This is a genomic window from Flavobacterium movens (assembly GCF_039581425.1).
GTDB lineage: Bacteria > Bacteroidota > Bacteroidia > Flavobacteriales > Flavobacteriaceae > Flavobacterium > Flavobacterium luteolum.
Genome location: NZ_JBCPXY010000017.1, coordinates 12,568 through 35,984, shown reverse-complemented (window position 1 = coordinate 35,984; position 23,417 = coordinate 12,568). Strand labels below are relative to the sequence as shown.

At 36.4% G+C, this 23,417-nt stretch carries 12 protein-coding genes; all 12 read right to left on the bottom strand.

Annotated elements, in window-relative coordinates; genetic code table 11:
• Window positions 1-109: 109 nt before the first annotated feature.
• The 12 genes from AAYQ05_RS21475 to AAYQ05_RS21420 all read right to left on the bottom strand — a co-directional run bounded on the left by AAYQ05_RS21475 (window position 110) and on the right by AAYQ05_RS21420 (window position 23,277).
• Window positions 110-400, bottom strand: a complete 291-nt coding sequence (locus AAYQ05_RS21475) for a hypothetical protein (RefSeq protein WP_343545297.1) — start codon at window positions 398-400, stop codon at window positions 110-112.
• A gap of 379 nt (window positions 401-779) precedes the next feature.
• Window positions 780-1,430, bottom strand: a complete 651-nt coding sequence (locus AAYQ05_RS21470) for a hypothetical protein (protein WP_343545296.1) — start codon at window positions 1,428-1,430, stop codon at window positions 780-782.
• Window positions 1,431-1,509: 79 nt separating this feature from the next.
• Entirely contained in the window at window positions 1,510-8,796 is a 7,287-nt protein-coding gene (locus tag AAYQ05_RS21465) for a pectinesterase family protein (protein WP_343545295.1), read from the bottom strand.
• A gap of 87 nt (window positions 8,797-8,883) precedes the next feature.
• Window positions 8,884-9,681: a rhamnogalacturonan acetylesterase gene (locus tag AAYQ05_RS21460; RefSeq protein ID WP_343545294.1), complete on the bottom strand. Its 798-nt coding sequence runs from the start codon at window positions 9,679-9,681 to the stop codon at window positions 8,884-8,886.
• A gap of 6 nt (window positions 9,682-9,687) precedes the next feature.
• Window positions 9,688-10,683: an alpha/beta hydrolase fold domain-containing protein gene (locus tag AAYQ05_RS21455; protein ID WP_343545293.1), complete on the bottom strand. Its 996-nt coding sequence runs from the start codon at window positions 10,681-10,683 to the stop codon at window positions 9,688-9,690.
• Window positions 10,684-10,733: 50 nt separating this feature from the next.
• Window positions 10,734-11,708 (bottom strand): pectinesterase family protein, encoded by a 975-nt coding sequence (locus AAYQ05_RS21450; protein WP_343545292.1) that lies wholly within the window; start codon window positions 11,706-11,708, stop codon window positions 10,734-10,736.
• Between the two features lie 11 nt (window positions 11,709-11,719).
• Entirely contained in the window at window positions 11,720-13,411 is a 1,692-nt protein-coding gene (locus AAYQ05_RS21445; RefSeq protein ID WP_343545291.1) for a glycoside hydrolase family 28 protein, read from the bottom strand.
• 22 nt (window positions 13,412-13,433) lie between these two features.
• Window positions 13,434-14,711 (bottom strand): glycoside hydrolase family 88/105 protein, encoded by a 1,278-nt coding sequence (locus tag AAYQ05_RS21440; RefSeq protein WP_343545290.1) that lies wholly within the window; start codon window positions 14,709-14,711, stop codon window positions 13,434-13,436.
• A complete protein-coding gene (locus tag AAYQ05_RS21435; RefSeq protein WP_343545289.1) occupies window positions 14,662-16,305 on the bottom strand; it encodes a glycoside hydrolase family 43 protein in 1,644 nt (547 codons plus the stop codon). Before AAYQ05_RS21435 ends, AAYQ05_RS21440 begins: the two co-directional genes overlap by 50 nt.
• Before the next feature lie 167 nt (window positions 16,306-16,472).
• The gene (locus AAYQ05_RS21430) at window positions 16,473-18,122 is read right to left on the bottom strand and encodes a DUF5123 domain-containing protein (RefSeq protein WP_343545288.1); all 1,650 of its coding nucleotides are present in this window, start codon (window positions 18,120-18,122) and stop codon (window positions 16,473-16,475) included.
• A gap of 12 nt (window positions 18,123-18,134) precedes the next feature.
• Complete coding sequence (locus tag AAYQ05_RS21425; protein WP_343545287.1) at window positions 18,135-20,030, bottom strand: RagB/SusD family nutrient uptake outer membrane protein; 1,896 nt, start codon at window positions 20,028-20,030, stop codon at window positions 18,135-18,137.
• A 25-nt stretch (window positions 20,031-20,055) separates the two neighbouring features.
• Entirely contained in the window at window positions 20,056-23,277 is a 3,222-nt protein-coding gene (locus AAYQ05_RS21420; RefSeq protein WP_343545286.1) for a SusC/RagA family TonB-linked outer membrane protein, read from the bottom strand.
• Window positions 23,278-23,417: the final 140 nt, after the last annotated feature.

The following is a 23,417-nucleotide window of genomic DNA, read 5'->3' as shown; positions in this document are numbered from 1 at the left end:
TCTCAAAGCGGGTGCAAAACTAAAACTTCTTTTTGTTTCCTGCAAGAAAAACTTAAAAAAATTTGAAGCTTTTTTTTCGCCTCATTCTCTCAATTCTTCTTCCAATCTATCAATGAACTTTCCGTGTTTTGCGGGGTGCAAATGTAGAAAGCATTTCCGAATCCCGCAAGCTTTTCCGAATCTTTTTTTTCTGAAAATTTCTTTTCTTCAGATCCTTCCTTCCTGCCGGTATTTCGATGAACGCCTTCGCTGTTGCGGGTGCAAAAGTAGAACCTTTTTCCGCTTTTCCAAGCTTTTTTACCGGTTTTTTTTGATCTTTTTTCGCCTTTTTTCTTAACGCACTGATAACGGATGGTTTACAGACCGACTTTTTTTTAAACATTGAAATCTTTTCCTTCAAAATAGTTTAAATCGAAAAATGGTAGTCCAAAAAGACATATTGTATCAAACTAGGTGAGTTTTAATTCCATTATAAAAGCCTTAATATCAAAATTGAATTCTTGAACAGAATTGACCATTTATACTAAACATCTCAAACAACTACCTAACAAAAAGAGCCAAAGCACTATTAATAAACACTTTGACTCTTTTTTGCTATTTTCCTATGCATTTTTCTTTGTGTATTCTACTTCCCGATTCACTATAACATTATATTATAGTCTTCAAAACCCTTTATTACACAGATATCTATCTCAGAAAATAATTTATACTTATATAAGTCAATAAGGTCTGATTTTTTCCGACTTTCCGATATTAACTTATATAAAATGTTTATGCAATCAATTAAAAATAACCGAATGATCTTTAACAATTAAATTTGAATTGGCATTTTTAGCCGTAGAAGTAAATGTGTTTCCTACTGATTTCTTCACATCACCCTCATAATTCATGCTAAAAGCAACATCATTCTGGGTTGAAATGATTACACCGTCTTTATAAACGCTTGCTGTACCTTTTCCTGTAAAACTCACTTTGTATTTTTCTCCATTCTCTAAAACCTTAAAAGTTCCGGCAGTAGGTTGAATACTAATTCCATTTGTAACCGATAAAGCTCCTTTTGCCGTATTGATATTTGTACCTAATAAAGATTGTCCCCATTTTGTAAAAGTATAAGCTGTAGCTTCAGAAAAACCTCCATAACTATAATCTCCTTTCGCTAAATTATTTTGAAGAGAAGAAAACAATTCGAAGTAAACTACTGCTCCATTCTCAGTTGCAGAAATAGATTTAGATCGTAGCGAAAAATCAATGTTATATGCATTTCCGCGAATGCCATAATTTTCCAGATAACCTTGCGATAATTCCACCGTTTGGCTACCAATTTTTAAGAATCCTTTATTTGTATTACTTTGATGGCTTTCATCATCACTTGAACAAGATGATAGTAATGCAATGAAAATCAATACTAATACTTTTATACTATTATTCATATCTATGATAATTTATTTTAAAAAATCAGTTTTAGATTATTCGGGATAGGCATTAAAGCTCCATCCCGAATTCTTAACCTTACTTAACAATAATTCTAGCAGTCTGTCCAGTCTTAAGACTTTTAATGAAATAACTTCCGGAAGCCAAATCAGAAACTGACATCTCAGTTTCATAGCCAATTACATCAACTTGTTTAACCAAAAGTCCGTTCATACTGAAAATAACCAATTGATCAAATTCTGCACTTGATTTCAAGCTCACTTTTCCTGTAGCTACTGTTGGGAAAACTAAAAACTCTCCAAGTTTTTTCCAGCGTCCATAAAGCGTAAAATTATCTTTCTGCGTAGTACTAAAACCTGTTATTTCTTTTCCGTATACAGCATCTGCATACCAACCTAAAAAGCGATATCCTGAACATTGTGCTGCTTCTAATGTAAAAGCAATCCCTGTTTGCATAGTTGTTTTATTTGGATTAACCGCTCCTGCAGGCAAGTTCAAGTACGAAATGCTATAAAAAGTTGGAGGTTCATCTTGTTTATTGTTTCCTCCCACTCCCCAAAAAGCATAAAAGGTCTGATTTCCTGTTGTAGTGCTGGCAATTTCTTTTATAGTATTAGGAGTTGTTGGTGAAACAGACCATCCGTAAAAAGTATAATCTTTTATCGTTGGAACTGGTAACATTGCTGCCGCTCCTTCTGTATATTCAATTGGTTCTAGTCCTAAAATAGGTTTTCCGTCAATTGAGTTTAAATAAGAAACACTCGATTTAACAATGGGTTTTGGATCTGGTTTGTTGTTTCCTCCTTCTCCCCAAAAGGCATAAAACACTTGATTTCCTGTAGCAGTTGCTGGAATCGTTTTTAATAATCCAGGCGTTGTTGCTGTTGCTGACCATCCGAAGAAAGTATAACCTTCAAGTTTTGGCGTTTTTAAGTTCGTAATCGCACCTTCCATATATTCAGCAGGATCAAGTATAATGGCTTTTCCGTCAAAAGAATTAATATAACTTATTTTGGAAAACTTAGCATCTGCTTTTAGCCATCTTGGATCTCCCAAAACATTTCCTTCTAACGAAGCCTTAGCCAAGGGATAATTTTTAGAAAAGCTAAAATTGCCTTGCGCTGGATTTGGGTACACTAGTGCCACCATGCCTAAGCCCAATAACGTCTTAACATTTGACTCTCCCACAGTAACCGCTCCTTTCACTATCTGAGAGGAAACTCCAACAAGAAGATTATTGTCTAAAACCACTTTTCCTGCTCCAGCAACATTATTAGAATTAAACAAATAAAGCGATTTTGTATTTTCTCGCTCGTCTTGCATAATGTTATTTTTGAAAGAGTAAACAGAAGCACTATTGTACTGATTGTCTACAAATACAAATCCGTTTCCGGTTTGATTACCTGAATTGTAAATCGTATTGCTTTCAAACGTAATATTAACTGTTTGCGTTGCTTCATTTTTGTTTTGAAGAATCAAGAAATTATTTCCTTTTTCGTAATTGAAAATAGTCGAATTTTTAACCGAAATCGAATTTACAATATGCGAATCTGGCTGAATAAAACTTCCTCCTGTTGCCGCGCTTCCGTCAATAATACAATTTTCTATAACAATTTTAGAAATCGCATTCTCTGAAACTCCTTCCGTCACTAATAAACTTTGTTTAATTCCTTTTATAGTCGAATTTTTAATTTCAAAACTTGACACACTTGCCCCTTTTTTCAATTGAAGCAAACTTGCACCAGCATTCGTTAAATCAAAATCAACACCATCAAAACTGAAGCTTCCTGAAACAATTTCTGGGTTTTCTGAAGCGAAAGATGCTGCGAAAACAGGTTTTGCATTGGCATCTGGAATAAATGTATATTTATGGTTTTTAACAGCAAGATCAGCTGAAGCTGTATAAGTACCGCTTGCCATTATGAATTTTGATCCGTTTTCAGCAGCATTGTATTTTTCAACAAAATTCTGAGGGTTTACATAAACATCTAAACTCCCGTTTTGGTTCTCTGTAATATGATTTACAAGACTGTTGATGTAAACCTCAACGTTGGTATACTTGCCGTCAATCGTTTTTAAATTGCCATCTGCTGAACTGGCAGGATTTAATCCTTTTTCTGTTTCCCATTTATCAGGCATACCGTCACCGTCTGTATCTGTTGGAGCTTCTCCAGAAGGTAATACTGGCCACCCTCCAGCTGCTGAAGGCGTATCGATATAACCGTTTGTACTTCCATTTCCACCATTCATAATACTTGCCGTACCAGAACGAGTATCCTCTACTGCTCTTTTATCTACAGTATCTCTGTATAAATTGGCACCTGCATTTTCTAGAACCAATTCATACGCTTTTGTAGCGCTATGAGTCGTGATTTCTCCAAAAGCATGAGGTGCGCTAATTTTGATTGAAGCTTTATCTGCATCGCTTACAGGAAGCTGGCTGCCATGAAATTGGCTATAAACTCCGTATGTCCAGTTATCTTGAGTGGCTCTTTCTGATCCAACAACATAATTTCCGTCAACAAAATATTTTCCCCAAATTCCGTATAAAGGCGAAGTAGTGTCCAAACTTCTTCCTGTTGACAGGATACGTTCTTTAGTCGAATTTGAAGTCCCAGGTCCTGGTTTCCAATAATTATTTACCAAATTCACATTCATGGCATCTCCGCCATAACAGCTGTTTCCGCCCCAATTATAAATAACGTTGTTACGAATGTCAACCAAATCTGTTTTTGCAAAAATATCATTTGCATATTCTCCCAACCTTGGATTACGACTATCATGATGCGCTAACAGATTATGATGGAAAGAAGCGTTTCTACCACCCCAAACACCGCCATATCCGTGGGCTCCTTTTGCGTGAACAGAATTCCTAAGGCTTTCAGAAATGATACACCATTGCAGCGTAAAGTTCTCATTTTGATAAAAAGAAACACATTCGTCTGTTGACCAGCTCATAGAGCAGTGATCTACAATGATATTTTTTTGAAAACGTCCTCCTAAAGCATCGTTCTCCACATCATGAGTATCTCCCATTCTAAAGCGCAAATAGCGCAGAATAATGTTATTTCCTCTTACTTTAACATTATAATCTTTTAAAGTTATACCGCCTCCTGGAGCTGTTTGTCCTGCAATTGTAATATTATCAGTAATATTTAATTCGCTTTTTAATTCAATATTTCCCGAAACTTTAAAAACAACAATTCTAGGACCAGCCTGACCAATCGCATCACGAAGCGAGCCCACTCCAGAATCATTTAGATTTGTTACATAAATTACTTTTCCGCCACGGCCTCCTGTTACATATTTTCCATAACCTTCGGCTCCTGGAAATGCAGGAATGCTTTCAGTCCCTCCTCCTGTTACTTCTTTTTTAACTTCAATCTTTCCTTCTCCGTTAAAGAATTCAGGATTTGTCGTTTTATCGTAAGTTCCTTCTTTAAAATCTACTCCATTAATAGTAAGTTTTTGAACATTTAAAACGATATTTAATGACGCTTTACCATTTTCTGTGATATTTAAATTTAAAGTGGAACCAGCTGCACGTTCATGGCTGAAAATAACATAATTATCCTGACCTATTTTAATAGTCCCAGAACCAAAAGCATTTGCAGAAGCGCCTTCAATTACCGTTGGATAATTTAATGCTGGGAATTTTGTGCTTTTCTGTGTAAGATCCCAAGTACCGATAAATTCGCTGTTATCACCTTTAAGAAGCAGAGTTCCTGTATTGGCATTAACACCTTGACCGATATTTAAAGGCGAAATGGTTCCGTTTCCTGATACGGGACCGCTTAAAGTCATTATGGTTTGATTGGCAATACCCGAAATCATTTCGAATTTCACATTTCCAGAAATGACCATCGGCGCTTCTAAAGCCATGCCTGCACCACTTGTATTATAATATACTCTCGTTCCTTCTTTAAAAGTCAATACACCTGTAGCTTTATGAGCACCTCTCAAGCGAAGCGTTCCTGCATCAGATAAAGTCATATCGGCAAGAAAAACTGTTGCGGTTGTTTCGATTTCTTTGGTGCAAGAAACGGTTTTACCTGCAACTGGCATTACAGCTGGATTATAATTTCCTGCATTGTCCCAACTTTTATTTACTGCCGCAGTAAATTCGTAATCAAAATTTGAAGGTGGTATAACTTCATTTGGCTTATTATTCCCTCCAGATCCCCAGAAAGCATATAAAGTTTGATTTCCTGTTGCTGTAGTAGCAATTTCATTCAATGTATTTGCTGTGGTGCCAGAAGACGACCATCCATAAAACTTATATCCTACTAAAGTTGGAGTTGGCAATTTTGCTATTGTACCCTCAGTATATTCTATCGGAGTTAAACCTGATAAAGGAGTTCCATCAATTGAATTTAAATAAGTAATTGAAGATTTAGTCGCTCCTCCATTAATAGCCATACTAATACTACTCAAATCGCTTAATCCGCCGTATTCATTTGCTGCTTGAACAGTATATGTATAAGTTCCCGCAACCGCTGAAGGATCTGCAAAAGTAGCTTCTGTTGTAATGCCTAAAACTTTACCCTCTTTGCTAATCACATAACATATTGCATACGGATTTTCATCCCATTTTAAAGTATTAGCTGCAGATACCACAAGATTTGAAGGTTTTGTAATTTGCTCAACCACTCTGCGCGGATCCCATTTGTCTGTGCCGCTTAATACATTTTCTATCGTAAATTCATCAGCTTGCGCTTTGGTTAAAACTGGATTATAATTTCCTGTCTGAGCAACGCCGTTTACAGTAAATATATTAGTTCTGTTATCAGTATTTACTAATACGCCATTTCCGTTTACGCTATTGTATTCGGCAAAAAGTGCTGGTACAGTTCCCATACTTGCCCAACCGGCTGTATTAGGTTCGGTCATCATTTTTGTATTGAGATAAACGGCTCTTGGTGCATTTTGCCAAGGACGTCCTAAATAATAACTTGTAGTTGCCGAAATAGTATTGTTGTTGAAAATATAACCATATTGAGTTGCTGTATCATGATTAGGAGCTACAATATACCCCGAAGCAACCGAAACCAAATTACACTCTTCAAACCAATGCGTTCCACCACCACAAATAAAATCAACATCTCCTTCGATCGTAGATTTATAGTAAAAACTTCTTTTTCCTCCTGTTACTTGCGTGTCTTGCTTACTTCTAAGGCGAACTCCATTATAAACATTTCGATCTCCCGCAGGGTTTAATGCAGGTCTTTGTCCAGAAGTTGTAATTCCGTCTTTGTGTTCGATGGTTACATTTTCCATATACAAATCATTTGCTTCAATAGAGAGAACAGCATTTTTAATTCCCCATCCTGGATTTCCCTGCAGAATAACTTTGTCTTTAGATTGTGCAACCAGCGAAACGTTATTTTTTCCTGATGGAAGCTTTAAAACCACATCCTGAGGATTTGTTCCGTCTCCACCCAAATTATAAGTTCCGTTGGCAATTAGTACCAAAAATCTTGATGCCGAATTATTAGGTGCAGCATTAAAAGCTTCTGCAATTGTCTTTACATATTTTCCTGAGGCAATTTGATCTGCTGTAGCATCTGCATCTACAATTAGATCAAATTTACGTTTGACAGGAATTGGCTTTTCCATTGTTTTAAATGACAAAGTAAGGGCTGAACCGTCATTTCCAGAAAGGTCTTTTACAAATCCAGCTGGGATCGTAAATGTGTATTGCTTGTTATACTCCAATCCGAAATAACTGAACTTTACAGTTTTGTTTACAAACTCAGCATTTAAATTTTTACCATTTAAAATTGCATTTCCTGTTCCTGATTGAACCTGCTCATTATAATTTAAAATAATGCTTCCATTAGCTGCCACAGAACCTGCCGCTTCTGTTGGAAATGAAGATTCTAAAACTGGCGCAACAGTATCACTAACTAAAACCTCATCGGCTTTAATCATTAAATTGGATAAGATTGTAGCTGTAACATCAATTGCAGATCCGTGTTTTGGTCCGTTTATATTTGGAATCCATCTTAAATAGATCTTTTCCTTTCCTTCTGCTTCAGCAGGAAGAACTCCGCCAATATTGATTATTGTTCCTGTATTGATTGTCGTTAGAGCCGAAAAATTCACAAAATTCACTCCGTCTAATGAATATTGAAATGTCCACTCATCACACCCATAATAATAACCCAACAAACCCGAAGCAACATTTATGTTTTTATATCCCACAGTTGAAAGTGTTGTCATAAAATAATAAAAATTCCCTCTTTCATTATTCCAGACACAAAATCCGTTCTTTCCTCCTCTATTTTGAAGTCTAACATTAGGTGCAAAAACATTGTCTGCTATATTATAGGCAAATAGTTGTGGTCTATTTTCTACCTTAGAATACAATTCGGCAACTCTCGGATTTGCATATTGATCATTTTTAAACGTCCATCCCGCAATAAAAGTCTGATTGGCATACGTTCCTGTAACTGTTTTATTTTCATTCATCACTACAGAAGTACTTAATGAAGTGGAACCATCAGCCCAATTGCTGAATTTTATAATATCGTTCTCCACTGCCGTAATCGTAACATTGGTTCCAATTTCATAAACCGAAAATGCGCCATCTTTTCCTGCGGGAGAAACCGTATAGTCGCCTAAACCAAAAGCTCCGTTTGTGTTTACGCTTAAAGTATATGTTGGTACAGCATCATACTGCGCGACTAAAGTCATGTCTTCATTTAGAGTATATGTTAACGGATTGGTTGTTGAAATAACAGCTCCTTTATCATCTACCCATTGCTTGAAATTGTAGCCAAAATTTTTATTGGCAGTCAATTTTATTTCAGTTCCTTTTGCAAATGTAGTTCCAGCAGGATTAAGTGTAACAGTTCCAGATGAAGCCGGATTGACATCTACAGTCAATTTGTGCGTCACAGCATTTGGATTGTCGGTTACTTTTTCGAAATAATCTACATTAAACAAATATCCTGTTCCTGGTCCAAGAAAAACAAGATACAAATCGAATGAACCATTCGTTGGCGTAATGGCTGCCGAGAACTTCTTGTAATCGGTAAAGCTTGTACTTCCTGATATCGTTGCAGAACCAATCAAAGTTCCTGTTGCAGAACCCAATCTAAATTCTATAGTTCCGCCAGTTGCTCCCGCCGCCGCAATATCAAAGCGAGTAACAAATTCGGTAAAATTAACTGCATTAAATTTAATCCAGGTACTGTTTTTAATATACCCTACGTTTCCGCCTCCCGAGCGAGCGGCATTGGTTTCTGCCCTTGCTCCCGAAGCCTGGTTAAATGTTTCAGCTTCAATCTTCTCAATGGTTTGAGAAAACCCCATTACTGTAAACAGTACGAGGAATAGATGAATAAAAAATTGTTTTTTCATTTGGTTTAAATATGGTTTTAGTTAGTAATAGTTTTCAAAAGAGTTTTTTCTGGTATCTCAAACCCTTCTGACGGTTTAAATAAAATATTAGTTTAATTCTTTCATTCCTTCAAAAACTAATCTTGCCACTGCTTCAGCTCCTTTAGTTTGAAAATGTGTGTTATCTTTTTGTCCTTCCGGATAAGCTTCGTATATACCTCCTTTGAAATTCATAAAATAATTTTCACTCACATACGGCTGTCCTTTTTTGGTGAAAAAATCAATTGATTTTTGGTTTAAATCAATGCATGGCACATCCAATTCTTTGGCTATATCTTTTACTGCCTGCGGATATAAACCATGGATATTCTGCAGTTTTCCGTCTTTCCACGGAAAATTTCTCGCTACAGGCGTAATCAAAATCGGTTTTGCTCCTTTTGCTCTTGTCTGTTCTACAAAAAGCCTTAGAAATTCCTTATAACCTTCAATATTTACATATCGTTCAGGCTTATCTTCGGCGGCATCATTATGGCCGAACTGCATTAAAACTAAATCACCTTTTTTTAGATTTTCGTAAACCAGACGCCATCTACCTTCCTGAAAGAAAGTCCTAGTGCTTCGTCCACCTCTGGCTCTATCATCAACAAAAGCACTGTCAGTTTTAATCAGTTTATTGATTTTCTTTAGACTGTCTTTTACTAAAAACTGCTGAAAAACCTGTCCCCAACCTGTAACAGGATATCGCGTTTTCTTATAGTCTTTCCCTTCTTCATAATTGTTAGCATAATCAGCCACAGTAGAGTCCCCGATCAAATAGACCGTAGTTTTGGGCTTGGGTTTTATAAAAGACATTACTGCAAATGCTAAAGCCATACAGAGAATTGAAATAATGAATCTTGATTTCATAATTCTTTATTTTTTAAAAACATTAGTTAAAAATTGATCTATATATTGAATTGTCGGTTCAAACCAAGGATTGAAAAGACAAAAGACATGTGGTGAGTTTTCAAATTCGTGAACCTCCGAATAGATTCCGTTTTCTGCCAAAACTTTTCTGAAATCATCTCTTCCAGCATGCATTCTAGGAATGGAACTATTAATAAATAAAGTGGGCGGAGTTGAAGCGTTTACATAAGACAGCGGAGAAGCGGCTTCCCATAATTTCGGATTGTCCTTTCTAGAATAGCCAAACCAATAGGTCCCTGCCGAAATATTTTTAGTATCATTTCCTTCACTGCTTTCAGGATGGATAAAAGATAGTGTTCCGTCAATATCAATTATGGCGTTGACTTGAGATTTTGAGCTTGAATTTGTTACTTCTCCTTCAAACAGAGGCATATTGCCTGTTACTCCCATAAAAGCTGCCAGTTCTCCACCAGCAGAAAATCCAAGGGAAACAATTTGATTTGGATTAACATTATACGTATCGGCATTTTCTCTTACCCAGCGAATCGAAGCTTTAATATCGTAAACTGCTGCCGGAAAAAGCGCTTCTGTAGAAAGTCTGTACTCGGGCGTAAAACAGACATAACCTAGGCTTGCCAATTTCTGCGCCATCTGATGATGCTGTTCTCGACTTCCAGATCGCCATCCTCCACCATGAATAAGTATAATGGCAGTCTGTTTTTCTTTTTTATTTTTATCGAAAAAAACATCAAGTTTCATTTTCCGTTTTCCGTAAGTGCAATATACAATGTCGTTTTTCTCTACAATAGCGTCAAAATGCATTTCGGAAACGAGAGAAATATTAGGAAAGTATTTCAATGTTTTTTTGAATGCGCTTCTATTATTGAAAGAAGTGTCTCTAACCTGAGTCAATCCTTCCAAATATTGCGCGTTCATCTTTTGAAGAAATAAGATCCAGACCCAAATAAATACTGCTTTTAATTTTCTGTTTTGAAACTTCATTCTTTATTTATTTAATCGATTATAACTTCTGAAAGATGCTTTTAAAAACTTCAATTAGGTTTCCAATCTTTAAAAATGGCTTTCATCGAATATTCCTTTTTTAATTGTGCTGCTGAAAGCTGATGAGACCAACTAGCTCTTAGTGCAGCATTTGCTCCTGCTCCTGTAGATTGATATTCGGCATAAAAAGCCGTTTTTTCGGCTTCTGGTTTTCCCCAATTATGCCACCCTAATGTTTTAATGTGTGAATCCATTTCGCATCTTATAAAAACAGTTTTGGCATAATTTCTCCAAGGTCTTCCTAAGAAATAAGAGTTATCTCCTGAATTTGAAGTTAGTTTGCAGTTTAAGAATACAAATCCGTATGGGCTTGATTCTGGCGTATTGGCAGCGGTAATATAAGAGCCTCCTTTTTTAGAGAAGATTTCACATTGATCAAAAATCACGGTCGAACCTCCAAAAATGAAATCAGTTGTTCCTTCGATATAACAGTTTTTATAATACTGTCTACTGCTACTTTCTCTAGGATATAAAGTATCTTGAAATCCTAAAAATCTGCAATTCTCGAATATGATTCGGTCTCCGTCAATTCTAACTGCCACCGCCTGTCCAACTGGGCCAGACGAATTCTCGAACGTAATATTCTGTGCTTTAAAACCATTACCTGCAACAATAAAACTGGCAGATCCAGAAGTTCCCACTGTTCCTCCTGCACCATTCGATTTGGATGCATAGTCATCATAAGTTAGGATTACATTTTCTCTGCTTTCTCCAATCAGCGTAATGTAATTTTTGTTTAAGGCCAATTCTAGTTTTTCTTTATAGATTCCATTCTTTACAAAAATTCTAGTTTCTGATGTTTTTAATAATGGCACCGAATTAAACGCCTCTTGAACAGTTTTAAAATCTCCTTTTCCATCTGCATCCACAACAATATCGTAAGGCTTGGTTTCTTTTAGAGAATGATTTGCAAACGAAAGATTCATAAAGAAAATGGAAACGGCCACAAATTTGAATAGTATCATTTTTTTCTGTTTTAGTCCACCACTTTTACTTCGCCTTTAATCGACTCTAGCACTTTTACATCTTTATCCATAACCATTTTTTTACCGTTGGTTTTTAGTGAAATATCTTTTGTTTCTAAACCTCCAACCCAAAACATCTGATTTTCGCCCGTAGATTTCAAACCATCCAAATTCACATTCTGGCTGTTTGAAAAACTTACCGCGATTCCAGGTTTGTCTAATCTTAAATCAAGATTTCTAAAAGTGATTTTGCTTGTATAGTTCAACTGAACTCCAATATCTGAACGGATAATCATGTTATCAAATTCGATGTTAGTAACTGGCATTTCTGGGATTCCCATAATTTTCAAAGCCTGAGCAGCACCATTTACATAAATGTTTTTGAAATACATATTTTTAAAAGCAGGCGTATCATCAGAAATAGTTTCTTTTGCGACTGTGATTTCGCCTGTTGTTTTATCTTCTGATAAAGATTTTCCGAAATAATACAAGTTAAAATTGATGGCGTCTGTCGGAATATTATTCATGCGAATGTCTTCCATCCAAATATTCTCCACTACTCCACCACGTCCACGGACAGATTTAAAACGAAGTCCGCAGTCTGTTCCATTAAATGTTAAGTTTTTGGCAAATATATTTTTTACGCCTCCAGACATTTCGCTTCCAATTGTAAAACCTCCATGTGCATGATAAACTACACAATCTGTAATCACAAAAAATTCGGTTGGTTTTGCGCGGTCTCTTCCTTCTTTATCTTTTCCAGATTTAATGCAGATCGCATCATCGCCAACATCAAAACGACAATTGGTTACCGTTCCTATTCGGCAAGATTCTAAATCTAAACCATCTCCATTTTGAGAATACCAAGGATTGCGAATTGTTAAGTTTCGTAGAGTAAGATGCTCGCACATTAACGGATTCACATTCCAAGCAGGAGAATTTTGAAAAGTAACACCGTCTAAAAGCAGCTTTTTACAATTAACCAAACTCACCATAACTGGACGAAGCGCTTCTTTATAAGGCTCCATGTTTTCTACAGTTTCCTTTTTAGGCAATTTATTTCTTTCCTCATTCCCTTCATAAGCTCCTTTAGAAGGATACCAGATTTTTCCGTCTTTAGACAGAACACCGCCAGATTTTACCAATTCGTCCCATTGTCCAGCAGTCATTTTTCCGATTTTAACAGGTCTCCATACAGCGCCATTTCCATCAAAAATTCCTTGACCCGTAATGGCAATGTTTTCTAAGTCAACTCCCATAATTGGCGATTCACAGCGAATGACTTTATTACCTTCAAAATAGGATTCTATTAGTTTGTACTGCTTTAAATCGCTTGTAAAAGAAACAAAAGCGCCATTTTGCGTATGCAGATTTACATTGCTTTTCAGTTTTATTGGTCCCGTTGTCCATAGTCCAGCAGGAATTACCACAACTCCTCCGCCCGACTTAGAGCATTTTTCAATTGCCGAATTAATAGCATTTGTACAAAGCTGTTCTGTATTTGGTATGGCCCCAAAATCGAGAATATTTAAAGTGTCTCTTTTAAACTCTGGAATTTGCACTTCTGGCATTTTGAAAGGGATTTTCAAACTTGATTTAGCTTTTTTATCTGCCCCATATACAGTTCCTTTCTTTTGTCCAATACATGAAAAAGCCATAAAAAGAAATGCTGTTATAAAAAGTGTGCTTTTAGTTTTTATCATAACCAGTTGTAATTTTGATATATTATTTTTTGTCTAGAGATTTTTGCAATTCGATTCCAGCTAGAATATAAGGACCAACTGCTTTTGCATCGTTATCTCTAATAGGTTCAGAAATATAGTATTCAAATGAACCGTTTCTATCTTCAGGATTCTTACCTCCTAATCCCGCAACGGCACAACATTTTGAAATAGAAATAGTTCCGTCTTCATTGTCTTTTATAAATTCTTTTTGAATTCCGTTAAAACCTTTTTTTGCCGATTTCAGAAACTTTTGGTTTACATACCCTTTGTTGTAAGCTTTAGCAAAAGAATACACAAACATTGCAGAACAAGTCGATTCTAGATAATTGCCTTTTCTTCCTGGCTGATCCATTACTTGCCACCAGACTCCTGTTTTAGAATCTTGCGCTTTTAGAACAGCATCAAAAACCTGTTGAACAATTTTGATTAAATCTTTTCGTTTGGAATGATTTTCTGGAACAAAGTCTAAAATATCGACCAAAGCCATACAATACCACCCTTGTGCTCGTCCCCATACATGTGAAGAAGTTCCGGTTGTTTTGTTTGCCCAGAATTGCGCACGTTTTTCATCGTAACCATGAAAATTCAAACCTGTTTTAGCATCAAAAGTGTGTTTCTGAATTAATTGTGCTTGAAGGATAGCATCATCAATCGCTTTTGGATCACTGAAAACTTCTCCGTATTGCGCTGAAAAAGGATCTGCCATATAAACGCCATCCAGCCACATTTGCCACGGATAGCTCTTTTTATGCCAATAACCACCATCAGAATTCCTTGGATGTCCTTCTAATTGTTTGTGCAATAAATCCATCGCTTTTTTATAGCGCGAATCATTTGTCTTTTTATAAATTTCAAAAAGTATTTTTCCAGAATTTATCAGATCCAAGCTGTATTTATCGAGTTCATAGCCTCCTAATATGTTTCCATCTTTGTCAATTAATTGTTCGGCATAAGAAAGTCCGTAATCCCAATATTTCTGATTTTTAGTATAATCGTACAATTTCTGATTAGCAAGAGCCACCAAGCCATTGGTATAATTCCATTTGGGATATTTGACTCCATCCAGAAATACTGGATTTGGAACACGTTTTTGATCTGAATCGGCCATTTTAATTGCCCATTCTATTGGAGTTAATTCTTTTTTATTTGCAGATCTTGATTGCCCGAAAGAAATGATGCCAACGAACAAAGCAAGAAAACAATATTTCATTTTATGCTTCATATTATTTCTAATTTTCTTCGACTCTAAACCAATCGTAATCGGCATAACTGCTGTCATTTATAGTTTTCGATCCTGTTGCAAAAAGTCCAATTTTAGCTCCAACCCATCTTCCCGCGCTTGGCTTGAATGATTCTCCCAGTTTTTTAAAATTCTTTCCATCAATGCTGTAGTAAAAAGTGACTTTAGCATCAAAAGGTTCTTTGTTCTGAACCATTTCTACTTTGGCACGCAGACTCACTTCTTTTTTATTGACAGGAATCGATGCCATTTCTTTCTCCAATTCTTTAGAAGTTCTAGCGCTTTTCATAATGCGTTGCACCAAATTTAAATTACCGGCTTTATCCTGTTCTATTGCGATGTAAGCGTAATCTTCGCCAAATACAATCAAGCCTGAACCGCTTACTCCTGCATCTGGATTATTTTCGAAAGTCAATTTTGTTGTTGCCGTAAAATTGGCACCGGGAAATTTTTGCAATAAAAGATTCGGCATCATCCACATGGTTTTTATTCCTTCTTTTTTCGGAATACAATTTAGACGCATAAAACCAAGATTTGCAGAAGACCATCCCCAATGCTCCGCAGGATTCTGATTAGCTTGCCATTGCCATTGCAGTCCCAATTGATGGCTATTAAATTCATCTGAAGAAACTAATGGCGTTGCTGGATAATTTTTTCCTACGTTTGGTTTTGTCCATTCCATAACAGGCTCTCCAATTCCGTCTTTATTGGAATCTTTTCCCATAATTGGCCAACCGTCTTTCCAAGTCACAGGCTGCAAATGAACCACGCGCCCGTAAGCCCAACGGTCTTGAAAATGCAAAAACCATCCGTCTCCGTTTGGAGTTTCTACATATCCGCCTTGATGAGGCCCGTTAAATGGTGAATCTCCTTGATGAAGAACCACTTTATATTCATAAGGTCCCCAAACATTTTTTGAACGCATTGCCAATTGCCATCCTGGCTTTACGCCACCTGCAGGAGCCATAATCCAATAGTATCCTTCACGTTTGTACATTTTTGAACCTTCGACAGTAGTGTGACCATTATGCCCGTCAAAAACCAAAGCTGGATTTCCAATTAGTTTCGTTCCGTCTGGTGCCATTTCAGACAGCATTAAAACTGTTTTCACATTGGCGCGGCTTCCTGCAAAAGCATAAGATAAATACGCTTTTCCGTCTTCATCCCAAAATGGGCACGTATCTATAATTCCTTTTGCTTCTTTTACTAAAATAGGCTCATCCCAAACACCAGCAGGGTTCTTAGTTTTTACCATAAATATTCCAAAATCAGGATCTCCCCAGTAAATAAAATACTCACCATTGTGGTAACGAATAGACGGCGCCCAAACACCATCGCCATGACGAACGGTTTGATAATGTTCTATCGGAAATAGATTCTGCAATGCATATCCAATCAATTCCCAGTTTACAAGGTCTTTAGAATGAAGTATTGGAAGTCCCGGAACACTGTTAAAACTAGAGGCTGTCATGTAATAACCATCTTCTCCAGCACAAACATCGGGATCAGAATAATCTACATGTAAGATTGGGTTTTTATATTTTCCATTTCCCAAATCGGCGTTCCAGCCTTGTGCATTTGCTCCTAAATACCAAAATAATCCTAAGGCGAATAGTAATTGTTTGAATTTCATTGTATTGATTTTTATTATATAATTCGCTTCATTAAAACATCAACAAAAAAGTCTTGCTGTTTTAAAGTCTAATTTCCTTTTATTAATCTCGGGAATACAGTACACTGAAGTATCCTCAACCACAAGGATACTTCATGAAAGTACTGAAACCACTTAATTAACAAAACTTAAGGCAACCATCTTGTATCTCCTACTCTATTGGTTACAATTGGAGAATTTGGATCTTTAATCATCAAATTGCCATTTGCAGGATCAACAAATAAATTTTGTGCACTTATACCCAGATCGGTTCCCTGAATTGCAGCAGCACCTAATAGATAATCTGTTGTTGTATAATTGTTTCCATAAGTTGCAGGTGTATTGGCTGCAATTGCCTGAATTACTTTACCACAAGAAGATGCCAATAACACATTCTTAAAGATTAAAGTAGATCCGACAGCATTCGGAATATTGATTAATGACCTATTATATGCATAATCATAAATCGTAATATTTTGGTATTCTAATTGAATTGGATAAGCCGATGTGCCATAATCAAACAGGTTTTTAAAGTTTCGATTCTTGTCTGTTGTCTGATAATAATCTCTCATGAAAGTACAGTTTGAGAATTTGGCTTTCTTCACATTATCAGCTCCAGCAGAACCGAATACAAATGTTCCGTATGGTCCTGAGTGTCCTCCAACCTGATCAAACGTACAGTAGCTCATATCAAATTCACCAATTTCTTTGTATTTTCCGTTTCCTTGATGTCTCCAGAATCCACGTTTGAAATAATTGAAAACACAATTGTAGAAAGTAATTTTATCTAATTTCCAAGCTGTTCCGCTATTAAAGAAATAACTTGCATCAATAGTCTGATAAAAACGAATGTTCTCAAAAGCCAATTCTGATAAATAAGAACCTTCTGCAATATTCCAGTTTCCGTTCATTTCGATCTGAGGGCGTTCTCCTTCAGTTCCTCCTGTAAGTTTAAATCCTTTTGAAATGGTAAAAGGCGTAATTTTAAACAATGAACCTGCTTCAAGGAAATATTCTGTTCCTTCTGGAATGGTCGGATCATCATTGTTTGTTCTCAATAAAGCATCTAAGTCCATTCCTTTTGTTACAATAATAGTTGATGTTGAAGGACCTGCCGAACGGAAAGAAACCTGATTATAAGGCTTATCGTAACGTCTTGGTTTGTTGTTGTCGAAAATATTTACATTGTACAATGTGTTTTTTTCTAAGCCAACTACTGTTGCTTCTCCTTTGGCAATTTCAGCAGAAGTTAGCTTACGGCCAATTGCAGGAATTTCAGCAGATTGTGCAGGCGAAACAGAAATACTGTCTACTGGATTCTGAGGAGAAATATCCCAGTTTACTGTAACTTCAGTTTCTGTAATATTAACCTTTTCTACTGTATGCAAAATTGGATCAAACGGCGGACGCTCTTCTGTTAAAGCATTGGTATAGGACCATTGTGAATTATGTCCATCAATTACATGGTTAGATCTCACCCTAATATAAAACTGGGTTTTATATGGAATATCATCCATCAAAAGCTGCGTTTCTGTCGTTGTATACGATTTGTACAAACTTTTATAATAATTGTCTAAATGCAACTCTACGGTATAAGACTTCGCATCGTTGACTTTATACCATACAATAGCTATTGAGTTGCCTTTTACTAAAGGAGCTGTAAGTACAAATTTTGGCTGAAACAGATCTTGTTCTTGCGGATATTTAAACTCATCGTTTTCACAAGATATCAGCATTTCTCCACAGGCAATGATACCAAGAAGAGATAATATATAAAGTATTTTTCTAAATTTTTTCATGCTTGGCTCGATTTAAAAATTAAATCCATAATAATTTTGAATAGCTCCTCTATGGTCTGTAATTACCTTAGAAGGATACGGACATAAATAACGTAATGGATCTGTTGGAGATACCGATGAAGCGTTGTTGTAATTGATGAATCCTCTAAAACTCCATTTGATATCGTTTCTTGGTTCGTAACTTGCTGTTTCGTTGTTTAATGAATACCAGCTTACTGCAAACGGAAGTTCTGTATAACCCGCAGGACGAGCCTGTAAAATTTCATCAATTCCTTTGATATCTAAGATTGTTCTACCTGAGTTAATAGGATCTGGAATATTTTTGTAATAAATACTTCCCGGAACTTGATCAATTCCAGCCACATAAGCTCCATTGGCTACACGTCCCCAATTATACAGTTTGAAATATTGATTGTAAATCACTTCGCTGAATTTATTCCAGCGGGCCAAATCGAATTTACGTTTGCTTTCTCCACCAAATTCCCATTTACGCTCGTCCATAATAGCTTTAAAGAACAAATCTGGCGATGACTTAGACATTACATAATTATCTACTTTAGTTGCCCAATCTGCTTGAGCGAAAGCTCTTCTTCTCACACGTCTCAAACATTCACGTGCATCTTCGCGAGGTCCAAAACGTTCATTCACCGCTTCTGCATACATTAACAATACATCTGCAAAACGCATCCAAGAATAGTTGATTCCCGTACCTTTCTGGCTCGTGCTTCCCAACGGATCATTCATCCATAATTTAGACCATTTTCCAACTGCCAAACGTGCCAAATCTAGACGAATTACCTGATTTAAGTTTTGATCATAAGAAAGCGGAGCGCAGGTAACATCTCTTCTTAAATCTTTATTGTCAAATGAATAAAGGTATTCTCCGCATAAACTAAGAGTTCCAGAAGCACTTCCGTAAGGATGATTCCCCTCTGCAATCGGAATTCCAGCAAGATATCCATACTCACCTGTAGAGTTTTTCAGCATCGGAATTGAGAAAATAACGTCGTCATTAACTGGTGTTTCCCAATTATTCTGTTTCATCCAGAAATCTCTATAACTCAATTTTAAATCATGCTGTCTGCCTAAAATTACTTTTTCTAGATATAGGATTGCGATATCATAATACTCCTCGTAATTTTTTCCTCTTTCCATGTGCCCAATACTTGCTGGATTGTTTTCGTCTGGGCGCAGCGTCCATCCTCCTCTTGTAAGCGCCAATAATCCGATCAAACCTTGATTGAAACTTCTAGAAGCACGTTCAACTCCATAATCCAATTCGTTTGCATTTTTCATATAAGGCTCAACTGACTTTAAATCGTCAATTAAAAATTCAAGAATCACATTTCGATCCGTAGTTCCTACAGCAAAATTCTCATCTCCTGTTGAAGATTTGGTACGAAAAACAACATCTCCCCAAATACGGATAATGTCTAAATACACCATTGCACGAATTGTTTTTACCTCTCCATACATCTGCATAATAGTAGAAGGAGCATTTTTTGGATCTGCTTTATACAAATCAGAACTTTCGATTCCTTCAATTACATCATTGGCAGTATTGATTATTTTGTACATCGCACTCCAAGTGCCATTTAAAGTAGTCCAATATGGCTTTGGATCGTAACACGCAATATCAGAACCGTTTCCGTTTACTGTATTGGTCGAAACGCCAGACATTTCTACATCTGTATTCATATTAAAAACAAAAGCAAGACGGTTAGCATAAGCATCATCAGTCAGCATAAGCGTATAGACACCTGCAACCGCAGACTGAATGTCTTTCTCTGATTTGAAAACTTCTGCTTGGGTAAAGCCAGATCCTGGCTGTACATCTAGATATTCATCGCAGGCTGTAAAAGACAGCGCAACAACTAGCAGCAAACTAAATATTATCTTTTTATTCATCTTTGTAAGATTTAATATTGTTTAATTAAAATGACAATTGCACTCCAAAAGCATAATTGCGCGTTCTTGGATAAGCATTGTAATCAATATTTGGTGTTAATCCTGTTTCCAGATTGATGTCTGGATCGTACCCAGAATAGTTCGTCCAAACAAATAAGTTGCTTCCTGTAGCATATAGTCTAATTCTGCTGAATCCCACTTTTGAACTGTTTTGTTTTGGAATAGTATAACCAATGCTCAAAGTGTTTAATCTCAAGAAAGAACCATCTTCAACTGCATAAGACATAGCAATAGGACGTCCAATAGAAACAGGATTCCACATCGTAGCATTTTCGTTTTGTTTTGCCAGCTGTTCAGGCGAATAGCGAAGATCGTTGCCCATGTCATCATAATTTCTCCAACGATTGTTCAATCCTACATCCATACTGAAATTGTTTTGGTTGTTCTGGAAGAAAGAAGTCGTCATAATCTTATTAGCGTTGTAGACATCAAATCCTGACATGAAATTGAAAAATGCGGTCAAGTCGAAATTTTTCCAAATCGCATTTACACCAAAACCTCCAGAAAAATCAGGATTTGTGTCTCCGATAACCTTTCTGTCTTTATCCCCAATTACATAGCTATTTGGGTCTGAAGGATCAACAGGAGTCAGTTTTTTAAATTTAGCATTTCCTGGAACTGGATCTCCCGAAAGATTTTTTGAATTGGCAACACCCTCTTTTAATTTCCACGTTTTAGTTACTGCATCAAAAGATTCAAAGTCATCCATTGTGTAGAAACCATCGTTTACGAAACCATAAATCAAACCTTTTGTTCCGCCTACGTAAGCACGATAATCATCGTCATTTAACAATTGTGTTCCTGCCCAGCCCGAACTTAAAATCCATTCTTGTTCGCCGCTCGCTAGTTTGTCAATTTTATTTTTGTTATAACCAATATTAAAAGTCAAATCAACTTGAAAATCTTTTTTCTTAATTACACTTCCGTTGATTGCAAATTCGACACCTTTATTAGAAGTCTGTCCAACATTGGTCATCATTTTGGTAAAACCAGAAACCGAAGCAATATCAGATGGTACTAATAAATCTTTTACTTTATTATGATAGAAATCTAAAGTTCCTGTAAGCCTTTCTTTGAAAAACCCAAAATCAAGACCTACGTTTGCCGTATAAGTTGTTTCCCATTTTACGTTTGGATTGTTCAGATATTTGTCATTATAAAAATTGTAGTAGTAATGATTTTCTTCTCCCCATCCTACAGAACGATCTCTAGAAACGCCGTAATATTTTGCATATAAATCGCCTTTAATTCTATCGTTACCCGAAGCTCCATAACTCAAACGAAGTTTTAAGTTCGAAACCGTTTCGCTATTTTTTAGGAAACTTTCATTCGAAACCCTCCAAGCAAAAGCTCCCGCTGGGAAAACTCCCCATCTGTTGTCTGGACCAAATTTTGTAGAACCGTCCGTACGCACTGTAAACGTAAATAAATAACGATCGTCATAACCGTAATTTGCTCTTCCAAAAAACGACGAAATTCTATTTGGAGATTCTGCATTTGAACCGTTATCAAAAGGAGTTCCCAAAGCTAGGTTGTCTAAAGCTTTTTCTCCAGTTATATCTTCAGGAAAATAACGGGTACGGAAAAACTTAATTGAACTTTCCTGATCTTTTATTTCCTGTCCAACCATCAATTGAAAATCGTGGCGTTCTTTTAACTTAAATCCGTAGTTCAATACGTTGTTCAGCTGCCAGCGTGGCGATTGGGTCATTGACCAATATGTTAGAGGCATATTGTTATTCTCTAATGCTGTTTTAGTATCTGTTCCCCAGAAACGTCCGTCTTCCTGATATTTATATTCGTAACCAAATGAAGAACGAAGGGTCAATCCTTTTTTGATTGTCCATGTTAAAGCTCCAGTAGTGTTAAATATTCTCGTAGTACGTTTACGATAGTTTTTCTCTGCTTCTTCGAATGGATTAAAACGAGGTTTAATTTCATAATCGTCTGGATCAAAATAAGTATTATCTTCAGGTAAAGTCATATAATCTTCTAAACCTCCTGTTGGCGCCTCACGTAAAGCTCTAAGCAAGCTCACTCCATCTGTTCCTGAACCGTCTATGGTTTGATTCGTTAAACGGGTTTGATATTCGAACGTAAGATTGTCTGTTAATTTTGAATTTAAAATCAGATAAATATAATTCTGACGCATACCTGTTCCAACCAAAACACCAGGCTGATCCTGATTTACAAACGTAAATTTGAACTTCGTTTTTTCGCTTCCGCCACTTACATTAACATCTGTGTATCTTGCAATTGGATTGCTTCCAAAAATTTCATTTTGCCAATCTGTACCTTTATTTCCTTTATAAATATAAAATTCGCTTGGTTTGCCATACATATTATAAAATGCAGTTGGATTAGAAGTTCCCTTGCGCGCAAACTCGTACTGCATCATCACAAATTCATAAGGATCCATAACATCCAAGTGATTGGCAAGCGTTTTAATTTGTGTATAGTTATGAATGTTTACCGAAACTTTTCCAGCTTTTGGAACTTTAGTTGTAACGATGATAACTCCGTTTGCTCCTCTTGCACCATAAACGGCTGTAGACGCAGCATCTTTCAAAACTTCTACCGATTCGATATCTGTTGGCGGAATATCATTTAAGTTGGCAACCTCAAAACCATCAACCAAAATTAATGGCGAATTGTCTTCTGTAATAGACCCTCCTCCACGAATTCTAATTTTTACTTCAGATCCTGGCGAACCATCAACTGTTGTAACCTGCACTCCAGGAAGTCTTCCTGTCAAGGCTTCAGCTACGTTTGAGGTTGGTACTTTTGCCAATTCGGTACCTTTTATACTGGCAACCGCTCCAGTTAAGTTTTTACGTTTTTGCGTACCGTAACCAATTACAACAACTTCATTTAACTCACTATTCGATTCTTTCATTGTTACCGTAATTCCAGATACGCGTCCTTTTAATGGCACTACTTCATCATTCATACCAACAAATTTGATAATCAAAACCGCTGTTTCTGGATCTGCTACTGTTATGCTGAATTTCCCATCAAAATCAGTAACTCCATTGGTTTTTTCATTCTTTACCATAATTGTTGCGCCAGGAATACCTCCCATGTTATCTCTAACCGAACCGCTCACGGTTACACGCTTCTGAGCATAAGCACCTCCTGCCAAAAATAGGACGGCTAAAATGCTCCAGATATATTTTTTTATAGTCATAACTAGAATATTTTTTTTATTTGATTAAAAGCCTTTGTTTGAATTATTCGATAAAACATAGCAAAGCTCAGATTACAACTTTCTATGGCTATCATATTTACGTTTCAGTAAATTCAATGGCGGCTAATAGTATTTGGTTT

Excerpts from the sequence above, each read along its gene's own strand:
- AAYQ05_RS21470 (WP_343545296.1), bottom strand. The coding sequence starts at position 1,430 with ATGAATAATAGTATAAAAGTATTAGTATTGATTTTCATTGCATTACTA.
- AAYQ05_RS21435 (WP_343545289.1), bottom strand. The coding sequence starts at position 16,305 with ATGAAATTCAAACAATTACTATTCGCCTTAGGATTATTTTGGTATTTA.
- AAYQ05_RS21465 (WP_343545295.1), bottom strand. The coding sequence starts at position 8,796 with ATGAAAAAACAATTTTTTATTCATCTATTCCTCGTACTGTTTACAGTA.
- AAYQ05_RS21455 (WP_343545293.1), bottom strand. The coding sequence starts at position 10,683 with ATGAAGTTTCAAAACAGAAAATTAAAAGCAGTATTTATTTGGGTCTGG.
- AAYQ05_RS21445 (WP_343545291.1), bottom strand. The coding sequence starts at position 13,411 with ATGATAAAAACTAAAAGCACACTTTTTATAACAGCATTTCTTTTTATG.
- AAYQ05_RS21420 (WP_343545286.1), bottom strand. The coding sequence starts at position 23,277 with ATGACTATAAAAAAATATATCTGGAGCATTTTAGCCGTCCTATTTTTG.
- AAYQ05_RS21440 (WP_343545290.1), bottom strand. The coding sequence starts at position 14,711 with ATGACAGCAGTTATGCCGATTACGATTGGTTTAGAGTCGAAGAAAATT.
- AAYQ05_RS21450 (WP_343545292.1), bottom strand. The coding sequence starts at position 11,708 with ATGATACTATTCAAATTTGTGGCCGTTTCCATTTTCTTTATGAATCTT.
- AAYQ05_RS21425 (WP_343545287.1), bottom strand. The coding sequence starts at position 20,030 with ATGAATAAAAAGATAATATTTAGTTTGCTGCTAGTTGTTGCGCTGTCT.
- AAYQ05_RS21460 (WP_343545294.1), bottom strand. The coding sequence starts at position 9,681 with ATGAAATCAAGATTCATTATTTCAATTCTCTGTATGGCTTTAGCATTT.
- AAYQ05_RS21430 (WP_343545288.1), bottom strand. The coding sequence starts at position 18,122 with ATGAAAAAATTTAGAAAAATACTTTATATATTATCTCTTCTTGGTATC.